Annotated in this window: 20 protein-coding genes; 5 read left to right on the top strand and 15 right to left on the bottom strand. The window is 65.7% G+C overall.

The genetic code is table 11. From position 1 onward, the window contains the following. Positions 1-74: 74 nt before the first annotated feature. The 6 genes from F615_RS0105405 to F615_RS0105380 are packed head-to-tail and all read right to left on the bottom strand — an operon-like array spanning position 75 to position 6,661. A complete protein-coding gene (locus F615_RS0105405) occupies positions 75-1,103 on the bottom strand; it encodes a TRAP transporter substrate-binding protein (RefSeq protein ID WP_019560156.1) in 1,029 nt (342 codons plus the stop codon). A 48-nt stretch (positions 1,104-1,151) separates the two neighbouring features. Then, positions 1,152-2,477, bottom strand: a complete 1,326-nt coding sequence (gene fahA / locus F615_RS0105400) for a fumarylacetoacetase (protein ID WP_019560155.1) — start codon at positions 2,475-2,477, stop codon at positions 1,152-1,154. Continuing rightward, a complete protein-coding gene (hmgA, locus tag F615_RS0105395; protein ID WP_019560154.1) occupies positions 2,474-3,778 on the bottom strand; it encodes a homogentisate 1,2-dioxygenase in 1,305 nt (434 codons plus the stop codon). The genes fahA and hmgA overlap by 4 nt, the downstream gene beginning before the upstream one ends. A gap of 5 nt (positions 3,779-3,783) precedes the next feature. Next, complete coding sequence (locus tag F615_RS0105390) at positions 3,784-3,999, bottom strand: DUF2783 domain-containing protein (protein WP_019560153.1); 216 nt, start codon at positions 3,997-3,999, stop codon at positions 3,784-3,786. Positions 4,000-4,013: 14 nt separating this feature from the next. After that, positions 4,014-5,708: an FAD-dependent oxidoreductase gene (locus F615_RS0105385; RefSeq protein WP_019560152.1), complete on the bottom strand. Its 1,695-nt coding sequence runs from the start codon at positions 5,706-5,708 to the stop codon at positions 4,014-4,016. Further along, the gene (locus tag F615_RS0105380) at positions 5,705-6,661 is read right to left on the bottom strand and encodes an MBL fold metallo-hydrolase (RefSeq protein ID WP_019560151.1); all 957 of its coding nucleotides are present in this window, start codon (positions 6,659-6,661) and stop codon (positions 5,705-5,707) included. The genes F615_RS0105385 and F615_RS0105380 overlap by 4 nt, the downstream gene beginning before the upstream one ends. A 163-nt stretch (positions 6,662-6,824) precedes the next feature. On the opposite strand from F615_RS0105380, the gene F615_RS0105375 reads away from it, so the two are divergent. Further along, positions 6,825-7,652 (top strand): IclR family transcriptional regulator, encoded by an 828-nt coding sequence (locus F615_RS0105375; protein ID WP_019560150.1) that lies wholly within the window; start codon positions 6,825-6,827, stop codon positions 7,650-7,652. 9 nt (positions 7,653-7,661) lie between these two features. Here F615_RS0105375 and F615_RS0105370 read toward each other — a convergent pair whose 3' ends face one another. Continuing rightward, complete coding sequence (locus F615_RS0105370) at positions 7,662-8,465, bottom strand: IclR family transcriptional regulator (protein ID WP_019560149.1); 804 nt, start codon at positions 8,463-8,465, stop codon at positions 7,662-7,664. A 91-nt stretch (positions 8,466-8,556) separates the two neighbouring features. Between F615_RS0105370 and F615_RS0105365 the strand changes: the two genes are divergently transcribed. From F615_RS0105365 to pcaF, 3 genes are read left to right on the top strand one after another with little or no spacing between them, the layout of a single operon-like run. Continuing rightward, positions 8,557-9,261 carry a 3-oxoacid CoA-transferase subunit A gene (locus F615_RS0105365; protein WP_019560148.1) on the top strand — a complete coding sequence of 235 codons (705 nt, stop codon included), beginning with the start codon at positions 8,557-8,559 and terminating at the stop codon, positions 9,259-9,261. Beyond that, positions 9,261-9,899, top strand: coding sequence for a 3-oxoacid CoA-transferase subunit B (locus F615_RS0105360; RefSeq protein WP_019560147.1), 639 nt, complete (start codon positions 9,261-9,263; stop codon positions 9,897-9,899). Before F615_RS0105365 ends, F615_RS0105360 begins: the two co-directional genes overlap by 1 nt. A gap of 39 nt (positions 9,900-9,938) precedes the next feature. Then, on the top strand, positions 9,939-11,141 hold the full coding sequence (gene pcaF, locus F615_RS0105355) for a 3-oxoadipyl-CoA thiolase (protein ID WP_019560146.1): 1,203 nt from the start codon (positions 9,939-9,941) through the stop codon (positions 11,139-11,141). Here pcaF and sbcB read toward each other — a convergent pair whose 3' ends face one another. Genes sbcB through pcaB form a run of 3 tightly spaced genes read right to left on the bottom strand, consistent with a single transcriptional unit; the run spans position 11,142 to position 15,256 of the window. Continuing rightward, the gene (gene sbcB, locus F615_RS0105350; RefSeq protein ID WP_019560145.1) at positions 11,142-12,590 is read right to left on the bottom strand and encodes an exodeoxyribonuclease I; all 1,449 of its coding nucleotides are present in this window, start codon (positions 12,588-12,590) and stop codon (positions 11,142-11,144) included. It lies immediately after the preceding gene. A 40-nt stretch (positions 12,591-12,630) separates the two neighbouring features. Then, a complete protein-coding gene (gene pcaCD / locus F615_RS0105345; RefSeq protein ID WP_019560144.1) occupies positions 12,631-13,857 on the bottom strand; it encodes a bifunctional 4-carboxymuconolactone decarboxylase/3-oxoadipate enol-lactonase PcaCD in 1,227 nt (408 codons plus the stop codon). Positions 13,858-13,870: 13 nt separating this feature from the next. Continuing rightward, the gene (gene pcaB, locus F615_RS0105340; protein ID WP_019560143.1) at positions 13,871-15,256 is read right to left on the bottom strand and encodes a 3-carboxy-cis,cis-muconate cycloisomerase; all 1,386 of its coding nucleotides are present in this window, start codon (positions 15,254-15,256) and stop codon (positions 13,871-13,873) included. Positions 15,257-15,488: 232 nt separating this feature from the next. Between pcaB and F615_RS0105335 the strand changes: the two genes are divergently transcribed. Next, positions 15,489-16,262, top strand: a complete 774-nt coding sequence (locus F615_RS0105335) for an IclR family transcriptional regulator domain-containing protein (RefSeq protein WP_026330053.1) — start codon at positions 15,489-15,491, stop codon at positions 16,260-16,262. A 43-nt stretch (positions 16,263-16,305) separates the two neighbouring features. On the opposite strand, the gene F615_RS0105330 is transcribed toward F615_RS0105335, so the two are convergent. The 5 genes from F615_RS0105330 to F615_RS0105310 form a co-directional block, all read right to left on the bottom strand. Then, positions 16,306-17,040, bottom strand: a complete 735-nt coding sequence (locus F615_RS0105330; RefSeq protein WP_019560141.1) for an amino acid ABC transporter ATP-binding protein — start codon at positions 17,038-17,040, stop codon at positions 16,306-16,308. Between the two features lie 39 nt (positions 17,041-17,079). After that, positions 17,080-17,748: an amino acid ABC transporter permease gene (locus tag F615_RS0105325; protein ID WP_019560140.1), complete on the bottom strand. Its 669-nt coding sequence runs from the start codon at positions 17,746-17,748 to the stop codon at positions 17,080-17,082. Continuing rightward, complete coding sequence (locus tag F615_RS0105320) at positions 17,745-18,491, bottom strand: amino acid ABC transporter permease (protein ID WP_019560139.1); 747 nt, start codon at positions 18,489-18,491, stop codon at positions 17,745-17,747. The genes F615_RS0105325 and F615_RS0105320 overlap by 4 nt, the downstream gene beginning before the upstream one ends. A 121-nt stretch (positions 18,492-18,612) precedes the next feature. After that, positions 18,613-19,503, bottom strand: a complete 891-nt coding sequence (locus F615_RS0105315; RefSeq protein WP_019560138.1) for a transporter substrate-binding domain-containing protein — start codon at positions 19,501-19,503, stop codon at positions 18,613-18,615. An 88-nt stretch (positions 19,504-19,591) separates the two neighbouring features. Further along, on the bottom strand, positions 19,592-20,488 hold the full coding sequence (locus tag F615_RS0105310) for an amino acid ABC transporter substrate-binding protein (RefSeq protein WP_026330051.1): 897 nt from the start codon (positions 20,486-20,488) through the stop codon (positions 19,592-19,594). Positions 20,489-20,536: the final 48 nt, after the last annotated feature.

Raw genomic sequence — 20,536 nt, 5'->3', positions numbered from 1 at the left:
CGCATGGCGCGTCCGCCCTGGGATACGGCCTGGCCAGGAATTGTGCGGCCAGATCCTTGCGGCGCGTGACAGGATTACTTCTGATGCTTGGCAAGCATCGCGCGGGCATCGTCCAGCATCTGCTTGCCCGGCAGACCGGCTTTGTCCATGGCGGCCACCCAGTCGTCATACAGGGGCGCGGAGGCCTTGATCCAATGATCCACCTCCTCGGCCGGCAGCGTGTAGAAAGTGTTGCCGCGCTCCTCGGCGGGCTTGCGACCGGGGGCGCGGGCGGCATCCCAGGTCTTGCCGGCGGATGCCGACAGCACCGCGCCGCTGTTGCGGTCGATCACGGCCTTCAGGTCTGCGGGCAGGCCGTTGTACTTGGCCAGGTTCATCGCCAGCACGAAGACCGAGGTGTACAGCGCCGGGCGATTGTCCGGCGTCTCGGTGTGGAATTTCACCATCTCGTGCAGGCGCACCGAGGGGATGACTTCCCAAGGCAGCACGAAGCCGTCGATCACGCCCTTGTTCACCGCCTCGGCCACGGCCGGCAGCGGCATGCCCACGGGCGAGGCGCCCAGGCTGGCCAGCAAGCGGTTGGTCTGGCGGGTGGGCGCGCGCATCTTCAGACCCTTGAAGTCGGCCAGGGTCTTGATCTGCTTGTCGCGGGTGTGCACATAGCCTGGCTCATGCACCGCGAACATCAGCGGCTTGACGCTGGCAAACTCCTTCTGCGCGTACTTCTCGTAGAACTCCCAGGCCGCCTTGGAGCCGGCCTCGGCCGAACGGATCATGAAGGGCAGTTCGAAGACCTCCATGATCGGGAAGCGGCCAGCGGTGTAGCCAGGCAGCGTGAAGGCGATGTCGACCACGCCGTCGCGGGCTTGGTCGATCAGTTGCGCTGGGGTCCCGCCCAGCTGCATGGCCGGGAAGATCTGGCACTTGAGCCGATGGTTGGAATCGGCGGCGATCTTGTCGCACCACGGCTGCAGCACCTTGGTGGGCGGCATGGCCTGGGCGGGCCAAAAGTGGTGTACTCGCAGGGTCACGTCCTGGGCCTGGGCGGCCAGGCTGCAGGCGGCGGCCAGGGCCAACGCGCAGGTTTTCAGCAACAGTTTCATCGACAGTCTCCTTCATCTTGGGAAGCATGTGGGGGGCAGGATCCCGCCTCAGCGATACGGCACGGCCGGCAGCACCGTTCCCGCGCAGTCGGAGAACCCGATGCTGCGCCAGCCTTCGCGTTGGCAACGCGCCCGCAAGACCACAGTATCCCCATCTTCGAGGAAAGTGCGAGTCTCTCCGTTCATTAATCGCACCGGATTTTTTCCACCGCACGTAAGTTCGATCAGCGAACCGCCCTGATCCTCTCCAGGACCGGACTGGGTGCCCGAACCCAGCAAGTCGCCGCTTTGCAGGTTGCAGCCGTTGATGCTGTGGTGGGCGATCATTTGGCCCACGGTCCAATAGGCATCACGGAAGTTCGATGCCATCAGCCGCTCGGGAGGCTGGCCGTCTTCGCGCATGCGGGCCGTCTGCAGCCACACTTCCAAGTGGATGTCGATGGCGCCGCGCTGGCGGGTGTGGGCCGAATCCAGGTAGGGCAAGGGCTGCGGGTCCCCTTCGGGGCGGCTCCAGGCGCTGCGGAACGGTTCGAGCGCCTCCATCGTGACGATCCACGGCGAGATCGTGGTGGCGAAGTTCTTCGACAGGAAAGGGCCCAGCGGCTGATACTCCCAAGCCTGGATGTCGCGTGCGGACCAGTCGTTGAGCAGCACCAAGCCGAAGGCGTGGTCTTCGGCCTGCTCGATCGACAGGGGCTCACCCAGGGCGTTGCCCGGGCCGATGAAGACGCCCAGCTCCAGCTCGTAGTCCAGGCGCTGGCAGGGGCCAAGCTGCGGGGCCGCAGCCGTGGGGGGCTTGAGCTGGCCCAGAGGGCGGTGAAAGCGTTGGCCGCTCACGCCGATCGAGGAGGTGCGGCCGTGGTAGGCGATGGGCACCCATTTGTAGTTGGGCAGCAGCGGGTTGTCGGGCCGAAAGAGTCGGCCCACCGCAGTGGCGTGGTGGATGCCGGTGTAGAAGTCGGTGTAGCCGTCGATGCGGCAGGGCAGGGCGTACTCGGCCTGGGCCTGTGGCACCAGGCAGCTCGACAGCGCGGCTTGTTGCGCACTGCCGCGACGCAGGCCTTGCGACAGCGCGCGGCGCAACGCCACACGCACGCTGCGGCCGGCGGCCATCAAGGCATTGAGGTGGCCCTGCTCGCAGGCGGCCAGCGCTGCGCTGACAGGCGCAGGCAGCAGGCCGCAGCGGCTGGCGGCGGCCAAGTCGACGATCTGGTCGCCAATGGCCACCCCGACACGCCACGGCTCTTGGCTGCCGATGCGGCGGAACCGGGCCAGCGGCAGGTTCTGGATCGGAAAGTCGGTGCTCGCATCGTTGGCCGTCTCGACCCAGGACTGCAGGGTCGGGTCATGGGTTTCGTCCAGCTGAGAGCTCATGCGCGCGCTCCTCGGAAGTGGTCTTTCAAGCCTTGCCAGCACTGGGCATAGGCAGTGTCGAGCGTGCCGCTGTTCATGGCGTATTCGGTGGGCACGAAGCGGTAGCGGCTTTCGAACATGAAGGCCAGGGTGTTGTCCAGCTTGTGCGGCACCAGCGGCGCGGTGCTGGCTTTCTCGAAGGCCTCGGTGTCCGGGCCATGGGGCACCATGCAGTTGTGCAGCGAGGCGCCGCCGGGCTTGAAGCCCTCGGGCTTGGCGTCGTATTGGCCATAGACCAGGCCCATGAACTCGCTCATCAGGTTGCGGTGGTACCAGGGCGGACGGAAGGTGTCCTCGGCCACCATCCAGCGCGGCGGGAAGATCACGAAGTCGCAGTTGGCCGTGCCCGGGGTGTCCGACGGCGAGGTCAGCACGGTGAAGATCGACGGGTCGGGATGGTCGTAGCTGATCGAGCCGATGGTCATGAAGTGCGCGGTGTCGTATTTGAACGGCACCAAATTGCCGTGCCAGGCCACGACGTTGAAGGGCGTGTGGTCTTGCACCGCGCGCCACAGCCGCCCGCCGAACTTTTTGATCAGTTCATAGTCGCCGCGGCCGTCTTCCCAGGCCGCCACCGGGGCGAGGAAGTCGCGTGCATTGGCCAGCCCGTTGGAGCCGATGGGGCCCAGCTCCGGCAGCCGAAAGAAGGCGCCGTAGTTTTCGCACACATAGCCGCGCGAGGGGCCATCGGGCAGCTCGACTTTGAAGGCCATGCCACGCGGCACCAGGGCGATCTCACCGGGGCGGGCTTCGAGCACGCCCAATTCGGTGACCAGGCGCAGTCGGCCCTGCTGGGGCACGAAGAGCATCTCGCCGTCGGCGTTGATGAGGGCGCGGCGGCCCATCGAGCGGCTGGCCAGGTAGACATGCGCGGCCATGCCGCATTGCGCGTCGGCATCGCCGTTGGCCACGATGGTGCGTAGGCCGTCGACGAAGTCGAGCGCGGCTTCGGGCAGCGGAAAGGGGTTCCAGCGCAGCGGCTCGGGTGGCGCGGCCACGCCGCCGGCAGCGCCCGTGGTCCAGTAGGGCTGCTCGTAGGGCCGGTAGGCGCCGGTCACCACCGAGGGCTGGCGGCGGTACATCCAGGTGCGCCGGTTGGCGGCACGCGGCGCGGTGAAGGCGGTGCCGGAGATCAGCTCGGCATACAGGTCGAAGGGCGCGCGCTGCGGGCTGTTGCGCCCGATGGGCAGCGCACCGGGGATCGCTTCGGTGGCGAATTCGTTGCCGAAGCCGCTGAGGTAAGACAGGGGGGCGTCGTTCATGGGCATCATCCTGCGCTGTGGGTCGAGGAAAGTACGCTGTGGCGCGCGGCCTGCAGGGCTTGGCGCAGCACGTCGGTGTGGCCGATGTGGTTGGCCAGCAGCAGCACGAGCTTGGCGTTGAGTTCGTGGCTTTGCGCGGTGCTGAGATCGCGGTGCGCCTCGATCAAGGCTTGGTAGAAGTCGTCGGGCGCCTCGAGGTTCGGGGTGGTGATGAGGGACATGGTGTTGCGCCTCCTCAATGCAGGGCCAGCGCGCGGCGTAACGCGGCGCGCACCGACGCGCTGGAGGGCTCGCGCCAACGGGCGCACACATGCTGGTCGGGGCGCAGCAGGTACACGGTGCCGGCGCGGCCGTCGTAGCGCCGTGCCAGCAAGCCCTCGGTATCGATCAGGCAGCGCGCGCCTTCGATGCGGCGCACGGTGTCGCTCACCAGCAGCAGGTCCAGCTCGGCCAGGCCTGCGGCGGCATCGCGCACTGCGGCCAGGCGCTGCGGCGCATCGGGTGCGTCGAACACGAGGGCGGCAAAGCGCGAGCCATGGAGCTGGCGCAGCAGCCACGTGGGGCGGCCGTCCACGGTCACCGCCGCGTCGGTGGCCGGCGCCCCAGGCACCATGTGGCCCTCGAAGGGGGCGGCATCGGGGGTGTTCAGCGGCGAGTTCCGCAGCGTGGCCGGCACCGACAAGCGCCCGCTGTTGACCAGGCGGCGCGCGAACGCATGGTCTTTGGCCAGGTCGAGCACGGCGTCGCGGAACAGACGGCTGACCTCGCTCTTGGGTGTGATGAAGTCGGTGGCGCGCGTGGAGTGGCCAATGTTCTCGTCGGCCGCATATTCGCGCTCGGTGCCGTAGCTGTCGAGCAGGGCCTCGCCGGCTTGGCCCCGCAGCACGGCCGCCAGCTTCCAGGCCAGGTTCTCGGCGTCTTGCACCCCGGAGTTGGCGCCGCGTGCACCGAAGGGCGAGACAAGATGGGCCGCATCGCCGGCGAAGATCACCCGCCCGTGGCGGAAGCGGTCCATGCGCGAGCAGGAAAAGGTGTATACGCTGACCCATTCCAACTCGAAGGGCACGTCCGGGCCGAGCAGCGCCTTGACCAGCGGGATCACGTTCTCAGGCCGCTTGGCCGCTTCGGGGTCGGCCTCCCAACCGAGTTGGAAGTCGATGCGCCAGACATCATCGGGCTGGCGGTGCAGCAGCACGCTGCGGTTCGGATGGAAGGGCGGATCGAACCAGAACCAGCGCTCGGGCGGGAAGTCTGCGTGCATCTTCACATCGGCGATCAGGAAGCGATCATGGAAGACCCGTCCATGGCTTTCCTGCCCGATCATGTGGCGCACCGGCGAGCGCGAGCCGTCGCAGGCGATCAGATAGTCAGCGTGCAGGGTGTAGGGGCCTTCGGGCGTGTCCACGGTCACGATCACGTGGTCGCCGTGCGGCTGCACGGCGGTGACCGCATGCCTCCAGCGCAGCTCGATCAAGGGCAGCTCGGCGATGCGCTCGGCCAGGTAGCCCTCCACGTAGTACTGCTGCAGGTTGATGAAGGCCGGGCGCTCGTGGCCCGATTCGGGCAGCAGATCGAAGGCATAGAGTTGTTCATTGCGGAAGAAGACCTTGCCCACGTTCCACGAGACGCCTTTGGCCACCATGCGGTCGCCGCAACCCAGGCGGTCGAAGATTTCCAGCGTGCGTTTGGCAAAGCAGATCGCGCGCGAGCCCACGGACAGCTTGTGGTCGGCGTCCAGCAGCACCACGCGCACCCCCTGCTGCGCCAGGTCGATGGCCAGGCTCATGCCCACCGGGCCGGCGCCCACCACCACCACCGGGTGACGCACCACCGTGCCGGCGTCCTGGTCGGCGCAGCGCTCGTAATCGAAGCTCACCGTTTGGTAGTCGATGCCCTCGCCGCGGGCGCGGGCCAAGTTACGAAGCTTCATGACTCCAGCGCCTCCCACATCTGCCGGTCGCGCTCGGCCGTCCAAATGCGCGGGTCGGGGTACTGCGTCACTTCGTCGTAGCAGCGCGTGACATCGAAGGGCATGCAGTGATCGAAGATCACCCAGTGGCCATACTTGGGCTTGAGTTTGGCGTAGGTGTCCTTGTAGATGGTTTTGAGATCCTTGCCGGCCTTCACGCCTTCTTGCACGCTGGCATACATGTCGGCGATGAAGCTGCGTGTGCCCGACAGGGCCGCTTGCACCTGTTCAGGGGTGGTCAATGCCGCGCCGCGGCCGGGCACGAGCTTTTCGGGCCCGAGCGCGGCGATGCGGTCCAGCGTCTGCGGCCAGTCCTTGAAGTAGGCATCGCCGGCGTAGGGGGTGGCGTCGAACTCCACCAAGTCCCCGGAGAACAGGATGCGCTCTTGCGGCAACCAGGCCACCGTGTCGCCCTTGGTGTGGCCGCGGCCCAGTTGCAGCAGTTGCACCTCCAGGCGCCCCAGCCAGATGGTCATGCGGCCGCTGAAGGCCAGTGTGGGCCAGGTCAGGCCCGGCGGCACGCTCTCGACATTGCGGAACAGGCGCGGGAAGCGGCCGATTTCGCTGGCTTTGTCCTGCTCGCCACGCTCGCGGATGAGCTCCAAGGTGTCGTGGCTGGCGATGATGTGTTCGGGCTGGTAGGCCGAGGCTCCCAGCACCCGCACGGCATGGTAGTGGGTCAGCACGACGTATTTGATCGGCTTGTCGGTGACTTCGCGGATGCGCCGAATCACGTCTTGTGCCATGGCCGGCGTGGCTTGGGTGTCGAGCACCATCACGGCATCGTCGCCGACGATCACACCGGTGTTGGGATCGCCCTCGGCGGTGTAGGCATAGGCATGCTCGGACAAGCGGGTGAAACTCACTTGCTTGTCCGCCAAGTCGGCTTGGCTGGCAAAGGCTTTCTGGCTCATGGAAGCTCCTGAGGGGTGGGGGACCCTGTTATACGTAAGCAAACAAATTCGACATGGCTGAACTTGGCTTGATCGTAGTCAACTTGTTTGCTAATGTCTAATCAATTTGATAAGTACAAACCCTGAATCGCCATGACCCGTGGCGATAGAAAGAACTTAGACCGTGGATGACAACTCTGCGAGGGCCGAACGCGACCGGCGCGGCATTCAAAGCGTGGAGGTCGGAGGGCAGTTGCTGCGGGCCCTGGCCCATGCTGGGCGGGCGCTGCCGCTGAAGGAGCTGGCGCGCGAGGCCGGCATGAGCCCGGCCAAGGCGCATCCTTATCTGGTGAGCTTCGGCAAGATCGGGCTGATCGAGCAAGACGACGTCAGCGGTCACTATGGGCTAGGGCCCTTGGCGCTCCAATTGGGCCTGATTGCGCTGCAACAGGCCGATCCAGTGCGCATCGCCACGCCTCTGATTGCCGAGCTGGCGCAGCGCATCGGGCACACCGTGGCCGTGGCGGTGTGGGGCTCCCGGGGGCCCACCATCGTGCGCATCGAGGAGTCGCCGGCGGCCGTGCATGTGAACATGCGCCATGGCACCGTCGAGTCCCTGCCCGGAACCGCGTCGGGACGTCTGTTTTCGGCGTATCTGCCGGCCGAGGTGGTGCGTGCGGCCCTGGAGGAGGAGCGCGCACGCGAGCAGGTGCTGGGACTGCGCGCTCAGCCCGGCATGCCCGCGCCCCGGCCTTTGCCCCGCTGGGAGGACTTCGAGCCGACGTTGGCCGAGGTGCGTGCCCACGGCATGAGCCGCTCCGAAGGGGCGGTGATCCAGGGGGTGAGTGCCATGTCCGCGCCGGTGTTCGATCACGCGGGCCAGATGGTGATGGCCATCACCGCCATCGGGCCGTCCGGCGTGTTCGACACCCGCTGGGATGGCCCGCTCGCGCAGGCCCTGCGCGACTGCGCGCGCACGGTCTCGCAGCGCCTGGGGGCGCGCAGCACTTAGCCACGGCGTTTACTTGGCGCCGCCGATCATCGAGCTGATCTGCTGCGCGGCGGCCAGCAGTTTGGGCAAGAAGCGTTCCAACATCACCACCGGTGGGGTGCGGTGTTGCTGGCCGCTCACATTGATGGCCGCCACCACCTCACCGTTGCGGCCGCGGATCGGCGCGGCCAGCGACACCAGGCCCTCTTCCAATTCTTCGGCCACCAGCGCCCAGCCTTGCACGCGCACTTGCTCGATCAAGGCACGCAGGCGGGTCGGATCGGTTTCGGTTTTGGGCGTGCGTTTGAGCAATTCGCTGGCGGCCAGGCGGTCGTCCAGCTCCGCGTCGGGCAGCCCGGCCAGCAACACCCGCCCCATCGAGGTGCAGTAGGCTGGCAGGCGGCTGCCCACGCCCAGGTTGATGGCCATGATCTTGTGCGTGGGCACGCGCAGCACGTAGACGATGTCCGTGTCGTCCAGGACGGCGGCCGAGCAGGATTCCTTGATGTCGGCCACCAGGTCTTCCATCACCGGCTCGGCCAGGTTCCACAGGGGCAGCGAGCTCAGGTAGGCAAAACCCAGGTCGAGAATCTTGGGCGTCAGGCGAAACAGCCGTCCCTCGGCTTGCACATAGCCCAGGTGCTGCAGCGTCAGCAGGATGCGCCGCGCCCCGGCACGGGTCAGGCCGGCCCGTTCGGCCACTTCCGAAATGGTTTGCGCCGGCGCCTCGCCACTGAAGGTGCGCACCACGGCCAGGCCGCGGGCAAAGGATTGCACATAGCTGTCGCCGGGCTGGATGCGCTGCGTCGGGCGCGAGCTTGAGTTCGGGCTCATGGTCGAGTACAGTGAGTGTTCACAAGAAGAACCATTGTTCAATATTAGAACATTTCCTGGTTTATTCCATCATCTGTTCGATAGGCGTTCTATGATCAACAAGATCTGTGCCTCGGTCGAGGCCGCCCTGGCCGATGTGCGTGACGGCTCGACCGTGATGATCGGCGGTTTCGGCACCGCCGGCATCCCGGACCACTTGATCGAGGGTCTCATTGCCCAGGGGGCCCGGGATCTGACGGTGGTCAACAACAACGCGGGCAACGGCGACACCGGGCTGGCCGCATTGCTCAAGACCGGGCGGGTGAGGAAGATCATTTGCTCCTTTCCGCGCCAGGTCGATTCGTATGTGTTCGACGAGCTCTACCGCAGCGGCAAGATCGAGCTCGAATTGGTGCCGCAGGGCAATTTGGCCGAGCGCATCCGCGCCGCCGGCGCAGGCATAGGCGCGTTCTACACCCCCACGGGGTATGGCACCGAGCTGGCCCGCGGCAAGGAAACCCGCGAAATCAACGGCCGGCACTATGTGCTGGAGTATCCCATCCATGCGGATGTGGCTTTGATCAAAGCCGAGCGGGCCGACCGCTGGGGCAATCTCGTGTACCGCAAGACCGCGCGCAACTTCGGGCCCATCATGGCCATGGCCGCCAAGTGTACGGTGGTGGAGGTGCCCGAGATCGTCGAGCTCGGTGCGCTCGATCCGGAGGCGGTCGTCACCCCGGGCATCTTCGTGCACCGTGTGGTGCGGGTGCCGCGCCGCATCACCCAGGCCGGCGGTTTCAAGAAGGAGGCTGCGTGATGAAGAAATGGACCCGCGACGAGATGGCCCGGCGCGTGGCGATCGACATTCCCGATGGCGCCTACGTCAACCTGGGCATTGGGCTGCCCACGCTGGTGGCCAATCACATTCCGCCCGATCGTGAAGTGGTGCTGCACAGCGAAAACGGCGTGCTGGGCATGGGCCCGGCGCCGGCGGCCGGCGAAGAAGACTATGACTTGATCAACGCCGGCAAACAGCCGGTGACGCTGCTGCCCGGCGGTTGCTATTTCCACCATGCCGACAGCTTCGGCATGATGCGCGGCGGCCATCTGGACGTGTGCGTGTTGGGGGCGTTCCAGGTGTCGGCCAAGGGCGATCTGGCCAACTGGCATACCGGGGCACCGGATGCGATTCCCGCGGTGGGCGGGGCGATGGACTTGGCCATCGGCGCCAAGAAGACCTACGTGATGATGGAGCACCTCACCAAGACCGGGCAGAGCAAGCTGGTGCCACAGTGCACCTACCCGTTGACCGGCGTGGGCTGTGTCAGTCGGGTCTATACCGACTTGGCCGTCATCGATCTGACGCCCGATGGTGCCCAGGTGATCGACATGGTCGAGGGCCTGGCCTTCGAAGAGCTCCAGGCGCTGACGGCCATTGCGCTGCGGCGCGCCTGATCGCGCCCCCCTTTACCCGAACGAAAGAGACCTTCCACCATGACGCAAGCCTTCATCTGCGACGCCATCCGCACTCCCTTCGGCCGCTACGGCGGGTCCTTGTCGTCGGTGCGCACCGACGATCTGGCGGCCGTGCCGATCAAGGCGTTGATGGAACGCAACCCTCGCGTGGATTGGGCGGCCGTCACCGATGTGATCTTGGGCTGCGCCAACCAAGCCGGCGAGGACAACCGCAATGTCGCGCGCATGGCCGCCTTGCTGGCGGGCCTGCCCTTGGATGTGCCGGGCAGCACGGTCAACCGCTTGTGCGGATCGGGTTTGGATGCCGTGGGCACGGCCGCCCGGGCGATTCGCAGTGGGGAGGCCGGCTTGATGATTGCCGGCGGCGTCGAGAGCATGAGCCGCGCCCCCTTCGTGATGCCCAAGGCGGAAAGCGCGTTCTCGCGCAACAACGCGGTCTACGACACGACCATCGGATGGCGCTTCATCAACCCGCTGATGAAGGCACAGTACGGCGTGGACTCCATGCCGGAGACCGCCGAGAACGTGGCCACCGATTGGAAGATCAGCCGCGAAGACCAGGACAAGATGGCGCTGGCCTCGCAGCTCAAGGCGGTGGCCGCGCAGCAGGCCGGATTTTTCGAGGCCGAGATCACGCCAGTGAGCATTCCCCAGAAGAAAGGCGAGCCCCTGGTCGTCAGTCGTGATGAACATCCGCGCGAAACCTCGCTGGAGGCCTTGGCCAAGCTCAAGGGGGTGGTGCGTCCCGATGGCACCGTCACCGCGGGCAATGCCTCGGGCGTGAACGATGGCGCTTGTGCGCTGTTGTTGGCCGACGAGGCCAGCGCCGCAAAGCATGGCCTCACTCCCAAGGCGCGTGTGGTGGGCATGGCCACGGCCGGCGTGCCGCCGCGGGTGATGGGCATTGGCCCGGCGCCGGCCACCCGCAAGGTGCTGGCGCTGACCGGGCTGTCGCTGGACCAGATGGACGTGATCGAACTCAACGAAGCCTTCGCTGCCCAGGCGTTGGCGGTGTTGCGTGAGCTGGGGCTGAAAGACGACGACCCGCGCGTCAATCCCAATGGCGGGGCGATCGCGCTGGGGCATCCGTTGGGGGCCTCGGGGGCGCGGCTGGCCACCACCGCAGTGAATCAACTCCACCGCATCAAAGGCCGCTATGCCCTGTGCACGATGTGCATCGGCGTGGGGCAGGGCATTGCGGTGATCCTGGAGCGTGTGTGATCAGTCCGCAGCGCTGAATTCCGCCAGTTCTTCGGCGTAGTCGTAGAGCGCGCCCAGGATGCGCTGGCCGCGTTCGTCATCGTCGGCCAAGGCTTCGCCCAGGGCGTCGATGCGTTCGAAGTATTGGGCCAGCGTCGGCCAACCGTCCTGGCCCGCATGCAGCCGGGCATGGCAATGTTGGCGCCAGCGCGCTTGTTCGGCAGGGCTGAGCGTGTGCGGGAAGTTGCGCGCCCGGTAGCGGAACACGAGTTCGTCCAGGCGCTCGTCATCGAAGCCAGGCAGACGCTCGGCCAGCGCTTCGGGCTCGGTGGCGCGTACCCGCTGCAGGCGGCGGCGGTCTTCGCTGCCGATGAAGCCGCCATAGAGATCTTCGTCCACGTCCACCGGGCCCGGCGCTTCAGGCCGTGCGAACACTTCGGGCCACAGGCCGGCGAGCGTGGCGCCGTGGCGTGCGGCGGTTTCGGCATGGCGCAGCGCTTGGTCGATGTCGATGCGCCAACGTTCGAGCACCGGTGGCGTCAGTGTCTTGAGATTGCCGATCACGATGGGGCAGCGGTTGAGGTGGAGGGTCTTGATCGGCAAACGCTGCACGCCGGCGGGCAAGTCTTCGCTGCGGCTGTACAGGCGCTGGCGCACCTGCGCGCTGCTGAGCTCGAACAGCTCGGCCGGGTCTTGGGCCAGATCCCAGACGATGATCTCGTTCTTGTGCAAGGGGTGCGGCGCCAGCGGCCAGACGATGGCCAAATAGCCGCGCTCGGCACCATACATGCCCGACAGATGCACGAACGGGCGCCCCACGCCGATTTCGGCCAATACGGCGTCTTTCTTGCGCAACTTCAGACAAAAGTCCCATAGCCGCGGCTGACGGGCGCGAATCAAGCGCGCCAGCGCGATGGTGGCGCGCACGTCCGACAGCGCATCGTGGGCGCACTGGTGTGCCAGACCGTTGGCCGCGCTCAGATGTTCGAGTCGCAAGCTGACCCGGCCGTCGTCGAGGGTGGGCCACTCGATGCCTTCGGGGCGCAGGGCCCAGGTGGCACGCACCACGTCCAGCAGATCCCAGCGGCTGCAGTCGTTCTGCCACTCGCGCGCGTAGGGATCGATCAGATTGCGCCAAAACAGAAAGCGCGTGACTTCGTCGTCGAAGCGCAAGGTGTTGTAGCCCACGCCCACGGTGCCGGGACGGGCCAGTTCGGCCTCCACCGCGGCCGCAAAGGCATGTTCGGGCAAGCCGTGCTCTCGGCAGTGCTGCGGCACGATGCCCGTGAGCAAACAGGATTCGGGGTCGGGCAGGTAGTCCGGGCTGGGTTGGCAGTACAGCATCACCGGTTCGCCCACCTCGTTCAAGTCGGCATCGGTGCGGATGCCGGCGAATTGGGCGGGGCGGTCTCGGCGGGGCACGCGGCCGAAGGTCTCGTAGTCGTGCCAGAAAAAAGATAGATCCGTCATGAGGCCCGACCATACCCGATCATCCGGTCGGGCCTGCGCATCAGATCGACCCGAGAAACTCTCGCACCGCTTGTTCGAAGGCCTGGGGCTGCTCCAACACGCTGATGTGCGAGGCTTCCTCGAGCACCACCAGCTTGGCGCCTGGGCGAGCTTGCACGATGGCTTCGGCCATTGCCACCGGGGTGCCTTGATCCCGCGCCCCGGCGATCACCAGCACCGGGCAGGCGATGGACGGCAGCGCCTTGCGCCAATCGACCTGCGAGACCGCATGGCAGCACGCGACATAGCCCTGTGGATCGGTGCGCAGCAAGGTGGCGCGCGCGGCGGCTTCCACCTCGGGGTGTGCGGCGCGGAATCCCTCATGGAAGTAGCGGCCCATCACCATCTCGGCAATGGCCTCCAGACCCTGGGCTTGCACGGTGGCGATGCGCTGGGCCCACGAGGCCCGGGCCGCCTCGGGATACCAGGCCGTGGAATTGGCGATCACCAAAGCGCGCACCAGGTCGGGGTGGCCGGCGGCCAAACCCTGTCCCACCATGCCCCCCATCGACAGGCCGACCCACACCACTGGGCCACGGCCCCATTCGCGCACCACGCGCGCGGCATCGGCCACCAAATCGTCCATCGCATAAGGCCCAGGCGGGCAAGCCGACTGGCCATGGCCACGGTGGTCGTAGCGCAGCACTTCACAGCCGTGCTCGGCCAGGGAGCGGGCCAGGGCATCCCACATGTGCACGTCCATGCCCAGCGCATGGCTGAGCACCACGGGTGTGCCGCGGCCCTGCCGCAAGACATGCAACTCGGGCGTGCTGAAGGTGCGGTGCTGACTCACCCGGTGCGCAGGGTCCAGCGGGCGAGGCTCCAGGCTCACGCCCATCTGACGCAGCACATCGACGGCGAGCTTGAACGCGGTATTGGCCGCCGGCACCCCGCAGTAGATGGCCGATTGCAGCAAGGTCTCTTTGATCTCGTCCGGCGCCAGCCCGCCGGCCACGGCCGCGCGCAAATGCAGCTCGAACTCTTCCCAGCGGCCTTGGGCGATCGTCATGCCCAGCACCAGCAAGCGGCGCGTGCGAGGGTCCAGACCGGGGCGGCCCCAGATCTCGTGCCAGGCGTAGCGCGTGATCAGCGATTGGAAGTCGGCATTGAAAGCATTGGCTTGAGCGAGGGAGCGTTCGACCCAGGCATCGCCGAGCACGGCACGGCGGTTGCGCAGACCATGGTCGAAGGCATCGGTATGGTCGTGACCGGTGGGGGTATCCATCATCAGGCGTCGGTGTTCAAAAGGGTCGGGGGGTGCGTTGTAGGCGTTGAGCTTGGGCCTCCAGGCTGTCGAGCTGCTCCAGCGCAATGCGTGCGGCCGGCTCGGCGGCTTGGTCGATGTCGAACAGCGGGTCGATGCGGTCGCGCAGGCCGCTCAGGGCCGCATCTTGGGCCAGGGCTTCCAGCGTGAGGTCGCGCAGATGGCGCTTGGAGGCCAGCGCCCGTTGCGTGAGGCTTTCCATCAGGGCGTGGGCCGCGGCCTTGCCCATGGAGGTCGCCAGCAGCATCGAGACGGACTCGGCATGCACCAGGCCTTGCAAGGCCTCGATGTTGGCACGCATGCGCTCGGGATCGATGATGAGCCCTTCGGCGGCCTCGGCCAGCGCGGCCAGCGCGCCATGGGCGCTGAGGAACAGCCCCGCCCATTCGGCCAACTCGGCTTGCCAATTGCCCAGCCCCCGCTCGTGCTCTTGTGTCATGCTGGCCAGCAAGGCCGCCACCCGTTGCGGCGCGCGCGTGGCCGCCGCCAAGGCGGCCATGCTGGAGACCGGGTTGCGCTTGTGCGGCATGGCCGAAGATCCGCCGCGTCCGCTGCCCGAGGGTTCGGCCAATTCACCGATCTCGCCTTGGGCCATCAGCGAGAGATCGCGCGCGATCTTCCCCAGGCTGCCGCACAGCACGCCGAGCTCCGCGCCCAGCGCCGCCCATTCGTCACGCTGGGTGTGCCAAGCCAGCGAAGACCAGGGCAAACCCAGCGCTTGCGCCATGCGCCGCGCCACCGCGGGGCCTTGCGGCCCCATGGCCGACAGCGTGCCCACGGCCCCGCCGAGTTGCAGCCGCAGCGCACGGGCGGCCGCCTCGCGCAGCCGCTGTTGGGCGCGCAACAGCGGCGCCACCCAGCCCGTCAGCTTGTAGCCCAGGGTCACGACCTGGGCCGGCTGCATCAGAGTGCGGGCGAGCACCGGGCTGCGCGCGTGCGTGCGGGCGCGGCTCAGCAAGGCGCCGATCAAGCGCGCAAGGTCGCGATCGATGGCGCCCAGCGCACGGCGGGTCACCAGCACCATGCCGGTGTCGATCACGTCTTGACTGGTGCTGCCCCAGTGCACATAGGCAGCGGCGGCTTTGTCGAACAGGGCCACCGTTTCGGTCAGCTTCTTCACCAGCGGGATGGCCAAGCTGCCGCTGCGACGGCCGTCGGCGATGAGCCCGGGCAGATCGTACAGGTCGGCTTTGCACACGCTGGCGATCGCTTGCGCGCAAGCCATGGGCATCAAGCCCTCCTCGGCCTGCGCGCGAGCCAGCGCGGCTTCGAAATCCATCATGGCTTGAATCACCGAGGACTCGCCAAAGAGCTCGAGCATCTCGGTGGTGGACAAAAAGCCTTCGAAGAGGACCGTGGACATGAGGTGAGGGCCGTCGCCGCGGCCGTGCGCGGCACGACGGCAGGGGTTTAGAGATTTTCAATCAGGGCGATAGTCGCACTGTTGGTTGTTGAACGAACAACGACAGGCAATCTAGGCTATATTGCCGCGCAGAACAAGCCTTCCGTGCCGAAGGATGCGGTGATCGATCCTTGTGTGCGGCAAGCGCGCGATGTGTGGTCATCAGAAAGGGGCAACGATGTCGCTCACAGCCATGTCCGGGCCTGAGTTTCAAGTGCAAAAGCGCGATTTCATCGCGGGGCTGGAAAAGGGCTTGGCGGTGATCGAGGCTTTCGATCAAGAGCAGTCACGCCTGTCGATGACCGAAGTGGCTCAGCGCACCGGCTTGACCCGTGCGGCGGCGCGGCGCTATCTGCTGACGCTGACCCACCTGGGCTATGTGGCCTACGACGGGCGCATGTTCTCCATCACGCCCAAGGTGCTGCGCCTGGGCCAGTCCTACATCCATTCGGCCCGACTGCCGCGCATCGTGCATCCACAGTTGCACAAGCTGGCGCATGCGCTGCAAGAGGCGTCCTCCGCCGGGGTGCTGGATCGCAACGATGTCATCTGCATTGCGGCCACCACCGCCGGTCGGGTGGTGTCGGCCACGCTGCAGCCGGGCACGCGTGTGCCGGCTTACTGCACTGCCAATGGCCGCGTGTTGCTGGCGGCTTTGCCGCAGGAGAAGGTCGATGCCTGGCTGGACGAGCAGCGGCTCGAGCCGCTCACGCCGCACACCATCACGCACAAAGACCGGCTGCGCATCGAAATCGCCCGGGCCCGCGCCCAGGGCTTTGCCGCGGTCGATCAAGAACTGGAGCTGGGCCTGCGCACGCTGTCCGTGCCTTTGCGCAACCTGCGCGGCGATACGGTGGCGGCGATCAACGTCAGTGTGCATGCCGCACGCATGTCGATGAGCGAGCTGCAGGATCGCTGCCTGCCTGCCTTGCTGCAAGTGCAGGCCCAGGTGCGCAACTTGCTGTAGCCCGGGCCTGCCGGCTGTGGCGCCACGCGGCGCCACGGGCCGCTCAGTGCTGCAGGATCTTCGAGAGGAACTCCCGCGCGCGCGGTGTGCGGCGTTCGGGCTGACCGAAGAAGTCGTCCTTGGCGCAGTCTTCCAGAATGCGCCCCTGGTCCATGAAGATCACGCGGTGGCTGACCTTGCGCGCAAAGCCCATCTCGTGCGTGACGCACATCATGGTCATGCCTTCCTGTGCGAGTTGCACCATCACATCGAGCACCTCGCCAACCATCTCGGGGTCGAGCGCCGAGGTGGGTTCATCGAAGAGCATCACGATCGGGTCCATGCTCAGCGCGCGAGCAATGGCCACACGCTGTTGCTGCCCCCCCGAGAGCTGGCCGGGAAACTTGTCCTTGTGAGCCATCAGGCCCACGCGGTCGAGCATCTTCAAGCCACGCTCGCGCGCTTCGTCCTTGCTGCGACCCAAGACCTTGACCTGCGCCAGCGTGAGGTTGTCGGTCACCGACAGGTGCGGGAAGAGCTCGAAGTGCTGGAACACCATGCCCACGCGCGAGCGCAGCTTGGGCAGGTTGGTCTTGGGGTCGTTGACGGCCACCCCATCGACCAGGATCTCGCCTTTCTGGATGGGCTCCAGGGCATTGACAGTTTTGATCAGTGTGGACTTGCCCGAGCCTGATGGGCCGCAGACCACCACCACTTCGCCCTTGTTGACGGTGGTGGTGCAGTCGGTCAGCACCTGGAAGTTGCCATACCACTTGCTGACGTTCTTGATTTCGATCATTGCCGACATGATGTCGTCTCTCCTGCAAAGGCATCGCGCTCAGCGCACGATGGCGATTTTCTTCTGAAGCCGCTTGACCCACTGCGACAGCGCAAAGCAGATCACGAAATACAGCACCGCCGCGGACAAATACGCTTCGACCGGGCGCCCCAGGTTCTTGCCCGCGGTCTCGAAGCCTTTGAGCATGTCATACGCGCCGATGGCGTAGACCAGCGAGGTGTCCTGGAACAGGATGATGGTTTGCGTCAGCAACACCGGCAGCATGTTGCGCAAGGCCTGCGGCAGGATCACGAAGCGCATGTTTTGGGCATAGGTCAAGCCCATGGCCTGGCCGGCGTAGACCTGCCCGCGTGGAATGGACTGAATCCCCGCCCGCATGATTTCCGAATAGTAGGCGGCCTCGAACAAGGTGAAAGTGATCACTGCCGACAGTTCGGCCCCGATGGGACGCCCCAGCACGAAAGGCATCAAGAGGAAAAACCACAGGATCACCATCACCAGCGGGATGGACCGCATGCCATTGACGTAGATGGTGGCCGGCACGGCCAGCCAAGCCCGGCCGGACAAACGCATCAGGGCCAGCACGGTGCCCAAGACGATGCCGCCGACCATGGCCACCAAGGTCAGCTCGATGCTGAACAGCAGACCTTTCCACACGAACTGGCTGATGAGATCCCAGTTGTAGAACGACCAATCCAGCGTGATCATTTGCCGGCTCCCACCAAACCAGGAACGCGAACACGGCGCTCCAACCAGCCCATGAATTGGTTGACGCCGAAGGCCGAGACGACGTAAAGCGCGGTCACGCCCAGGTAGATCTCGATGCCTCGGGAGGTTTCTTCCTGTGCTTGCATCGCAAACAAGGTCAGCTCAGCGATCGACACCGCAAAGGCCACCGAGGAGTTTTTGATGATGTTCATGGCCTCGGAAGTCAAAGGCGGCAGCACCAACCGCAAGGCCATCGGCAGGATCACGTAACGGTAGGTTTGCACCGTCGTCAACCCCAGGGCGGCGCCGGCCATGACTTGACCCCGCGGCAACGCCTGGATGCCCGCGCGCACTTGCTCGGCCACGCGTGCCGAGGTGAACAGACCCAAGCCGACGATGACCAGCACGAAAGGCGACACCTCACGCATCGCGGGCACCAAGGCGGGCACCACGTGATACCACATGAAGATTTGCACCAACAGTGGAATGTTGCGAAACAGCTCCACCCAGGCGGTGGCTGCCCATTGAATCCACCGGGGGCCGGTGGTGCGCAGGGTGCCCACCACGATGCCGGCCATCAGGGCGATGAGCCAGCCACAGCCAGCCACGGCGAGAGTCCAGCCCCATGCCGAGATCATCCAATCCAGGTAGGTGTGGCCGCCGTCCTGGCCGAAACAGCCGGACACGATGGTGTTGTCCAAGGTGTCACGGCAAAAGACCTGCCAGTCCCATTGATATGCCATAGTCCAGTCTCCACGACCCCCGCGCATCGCGCCGCAAGCGCCACGCCAGGGTCGAGCAGCGTGCAAGACAACGGCCCGCCAAGAAGGCGGGCCGCGCGTTGAGCCGAAGCCGTGCCGGGGCTTACTTCGCCGCGTACGACTCCATCGGGTTGTCGTTGGGGTTGGCGAACAGCGCCTTCAACGTGTCGCCCATGGGCAGGTTGACGTTGACGTTCTTCGGCGGGATGGGTTGGGTGAACCACTTGTTGTAAAGCTTGGTGAGTTCCCCGCTCTTCATCAAGCCGCGGATCGAGTCGTCCACTGCCTTCTTGAAGGCCGGATCGTCCTTGCGCAGCATGATGGCGATGGGCTCGACCGACAGCACCTCGCCAACGATTTTGAAGTCCGCCGGGTTGCGCGAATTGGCGATCAAGCCCGCAAGCAGGTTGTCGTCCATCACGAACGCGTGTGCACGGCCGGACTCCAGAATCAGGAAGGAGTCGGCATGGTCTTTGCCGAGGATCTCATTGAACTGGATGTTTTCGGCGCGCTTGTGGCGACGCAGGTGCTGCACCGAGGTGGTCCCGGTGGTGGTCACCACGGTACGGCGGTCCAAGTCGGCGATGGAGTCGATGTTGGACTTCGTGTTGACGGCCATGCGGACTTCGGTCACATAAGTGGTCAACGCAAAGGCCACCTGTTCTTGCCGCGCGCGGTTGTTGGTGGTCGAGCCGCATTCGATGTCCACCGTGCCGTTTTGCACCAGCGGAATGCGGTTCTGCGAGGTCACGGGGGTGTACTCGATGGTGGGCTTGATGCCCAATTGCTTGCCGATGTCCGCCAGCACTCGTTCGCACAACTCGACATGGTAGCCGGTGTACTTACCGCCACCAAGGGTGTAAGACAGCGGGATGGACGAGTCACGCACGCCCATCACGACTTTGCCGGTGTCTTTGATTTTTTTCAGCGTGTCGGCCTGGGCGGCGCCCAGGGCCAGGACGAGGGCTGCAACGGTCAGCAGCGACTTCTTCATCGACAGTCTCCAATCAAGGGAAAAGCCCGTGAGGGCCAGACAAAGGCGTCAGTGCCTTGGCGATGTGATGCGCCTCGGCCCGATCGCCTCAAAACGGCACTTGGTCCGTGGGGTATTTCCAGAAATCCTTGAGCAAATAGCTCATCGGCACGTTCAGGTTCTGCCCTTTGGGCGGGATGGGCCGCATGAACCACTTGTCGTAGATGCGCTGCGCTTCGCCGGACAGAATCAGGCGGCGCATCTCGGCATCGACGATCTGCTTGAACGCCGGGTCGTCTTTGCTGAGCATGATGGCCAGCGGCTCGATGGTCAGAAACTTGCCCACCACTTTGAAGCGGGACGGGTCCGGCGCCGAGGCAATCAAGCCGTAGAGCAAGACATCGTCCATGGCAAAACCGTCGGCCTGGCCTTGCTCCACCATTTGCAAAGCTTGAGCATGGTCGGCCGCTTCCAGAATCGTTATGCGCAGCAGCCGTTCACGGTTGGCTTGGTCGATGGCCCGCATCGGCGTGGTGCCCTTGGTCGAGACCAGACGCTTGCCGCCGAAGCCGTTGAGATCGTCGATCGGGCTGTCGGCTCGCACGAGATAGCGCGCTCCGGTGATGTAGTGGGGCACCGTGAAGGCCACGCTTTTGCGGCGTTCGGCGTTGTTGGTGGTCGAACCACATTCCAGATCGGCTTGGCCTTCGATGATGGCGGCCATGCGATTGGCCGGGGTCACCAGGTGGTACTGCACCCCCAAGGACTTCAGGTCCAAGGCTTTGCGCACCGCTTCGGCGATGCGCAGGCAAAGATCCACCGCATAGCCCAGCGCTTGCCCCTTGGCATCCACATAGGACAGCGGCACCGACGATTCCCGGTGGGCAATGACGATGTGTCCCCGCTGGGCGATGCGGTCGAGCACCGGATGAGACTCGGCACCCATGGCGGGGCTCAACCAGGCACCGAGCAGGCATGCGGCCAGCCACAAACGACGGCAAGTCATAGCGTCACGCGTAAGAGTGGAAGACGAGAAAGCGCGCCAGCGCGGATG

The organism is Caldimonas manganoxidans ATCC BAA-369 (assembly GCF_000381125.1).
GTDB classification, from domain to species: domain Bacteria; phylum Pseudomonadota; class Gammaproteobacteria; order Burkholderiales; family Burkholderiaceae_C; genus Caldimonas; species Caldimonas manganoxidans.
This window is presented reverse-complemented; position numbering and strand designations above follow the sequence as displayed.

What these genes read in the sequence shown, in the direction of transcription:
- F615_RS0105360 (WP_019560147.1), top strand. Translation starts at nt 9,261, where the DNA reads ATGAAGAAATGGACCCGCGACGAGATGGCCCGGCGCGTGGCGATCGAC.
- pcaB (WP_019560143.1), bottom strand. Translation starts at nt 15,256, where the DNA reads ATGTCCACGGTCCTCTTCGAAGGCTTTTTGTCCACCACCGAGATGCTC.
- F615_RS0105405 (WP_019560156.1), bottom strand. Translation starts at nt 1,103, where the DNA reads ATGAAACTGTTGCTGAAAACCTGCGCGTTGGCCCTGGCCGCCGCCTGC.
- sbcB (WP_019560145.1), bottom strand. Translation starts at nt 12,590, where the DNA reads ATGACGGATCTATCTTTTTTCTGGCACGACTACGAGACCTTCGGCCGC.
- F615_RS0105325 (WP_019560140.1), bottom strand. Translation starts at nt 17,748, where the DNA reads ATGATCACGCTGGATTGGTCGTTCTACAACTGGGATCTCATCAGCCAG.
- F615_RS0105385 (WP_019560152.1), bottom strand. Translation starts at nt 5,708, where the DNA reads ATGAAGCTTCGTAACTTGGCCCGCGCCCGCGGCGAGGGCATCGACTAC.
- pcaCD (WP_019560144.1), bottom strand. Translation starts at nt 13,857, where the DNA reads ATGATGGATACCCCCACCGGTCACGACCATACCGATGCCTTCGACCAT.
- F615_RS0105370 (WP_019560149.1), bottom strand. Translation starts at nt 8,465, where the DNA reads ATGAGCCCGAACTCAAGCTCGCGCCCGACGCAGCGCATCCAGCCCGGC.
- F615_RS0105310 (WP_026330051.1), bottom strand. Translation starts at nt 20,488, where the DNA reads ATGACTTGCCGTCGTTTGTGGCTGGCCGCATGCCTGCTCGGTGCCTGG.
- F615_RS0105330 (WP_019560141.1), bottom strand. Translation starts at nt 17,040, where the DNA reads ATGATCGAAATCAAGAACGTCAGCAAGTGGTATGGCAACTTCCAGGTG.
- F615_RS0105390 (WP_019560153.1), bottom strand. Translation starts at nt 3,999, where the DNA reads ATGTCCCTCATCACCACCCCGAACCTCGAGGCGCCCGACGACTTCTAC.
- fahA (WP_019560155.1), bottom strand. Translation starts at nt 2,477, where the DNA reads ATGAGCTCTCAGCTGGACGAAACCCATGACCCGACCCTGCAGTCCTGG.
- F615_RS0105315 (WP_019560138.1), bottom strand. Translation starts at nt 19,503, where the DNA reads ATGAAGAAGTCGCTGCTGACCGTTGCAGCCCTCGTCCTGGCCCTGGGC.
- F615_RS0105365 (WP_019560148.1), top strand. Translation starts at nt 8,557, where the DNA reads ATGATCAACAAGATCTGTGCCTCGGTCGAGGCCGCCCTGGCCGATGTG.
- pcaF (WP_019560146.1), top strand. Translation starts at nt 9,939, where the DNA reads ATGACGCAAGCCTTCATCTGCGACGCCATCCGCACTCCCTTCGGCCGC.
- F615_RS0105335 (WP_026330053.1), top strand. Translation starts at nt 15,489, where the DNA reads ATGTCCGGGCCTGAGTTTCAAGTGCAAAAGCGCGATTTCATCGCGGGG.
- F615_RS0105320 (WP_019560139.1), bottom strand. Translation starts at nt 18,491, where the DNA reads ATGGCATATCAATGGGACTGGCAGGTCTTTTGCCGTGACACCTTGGAC.
- F615_RS0105380 (WP_019560151.1), bottom strand. Translation starts at nt 6,661, where the DNA reads ATGAGCCAGAAAGCCTTTGCCAGCCAAGCCGACTTGGCGGACAAGCAA.
- hmgA (WP_019560154.1), bottom strand. Translation starts at nt 3,778, where the DNA reads ATGAACGACGCCCCCCTGTCTTACCTCAGCGGCTTCGGCAACGAATTC.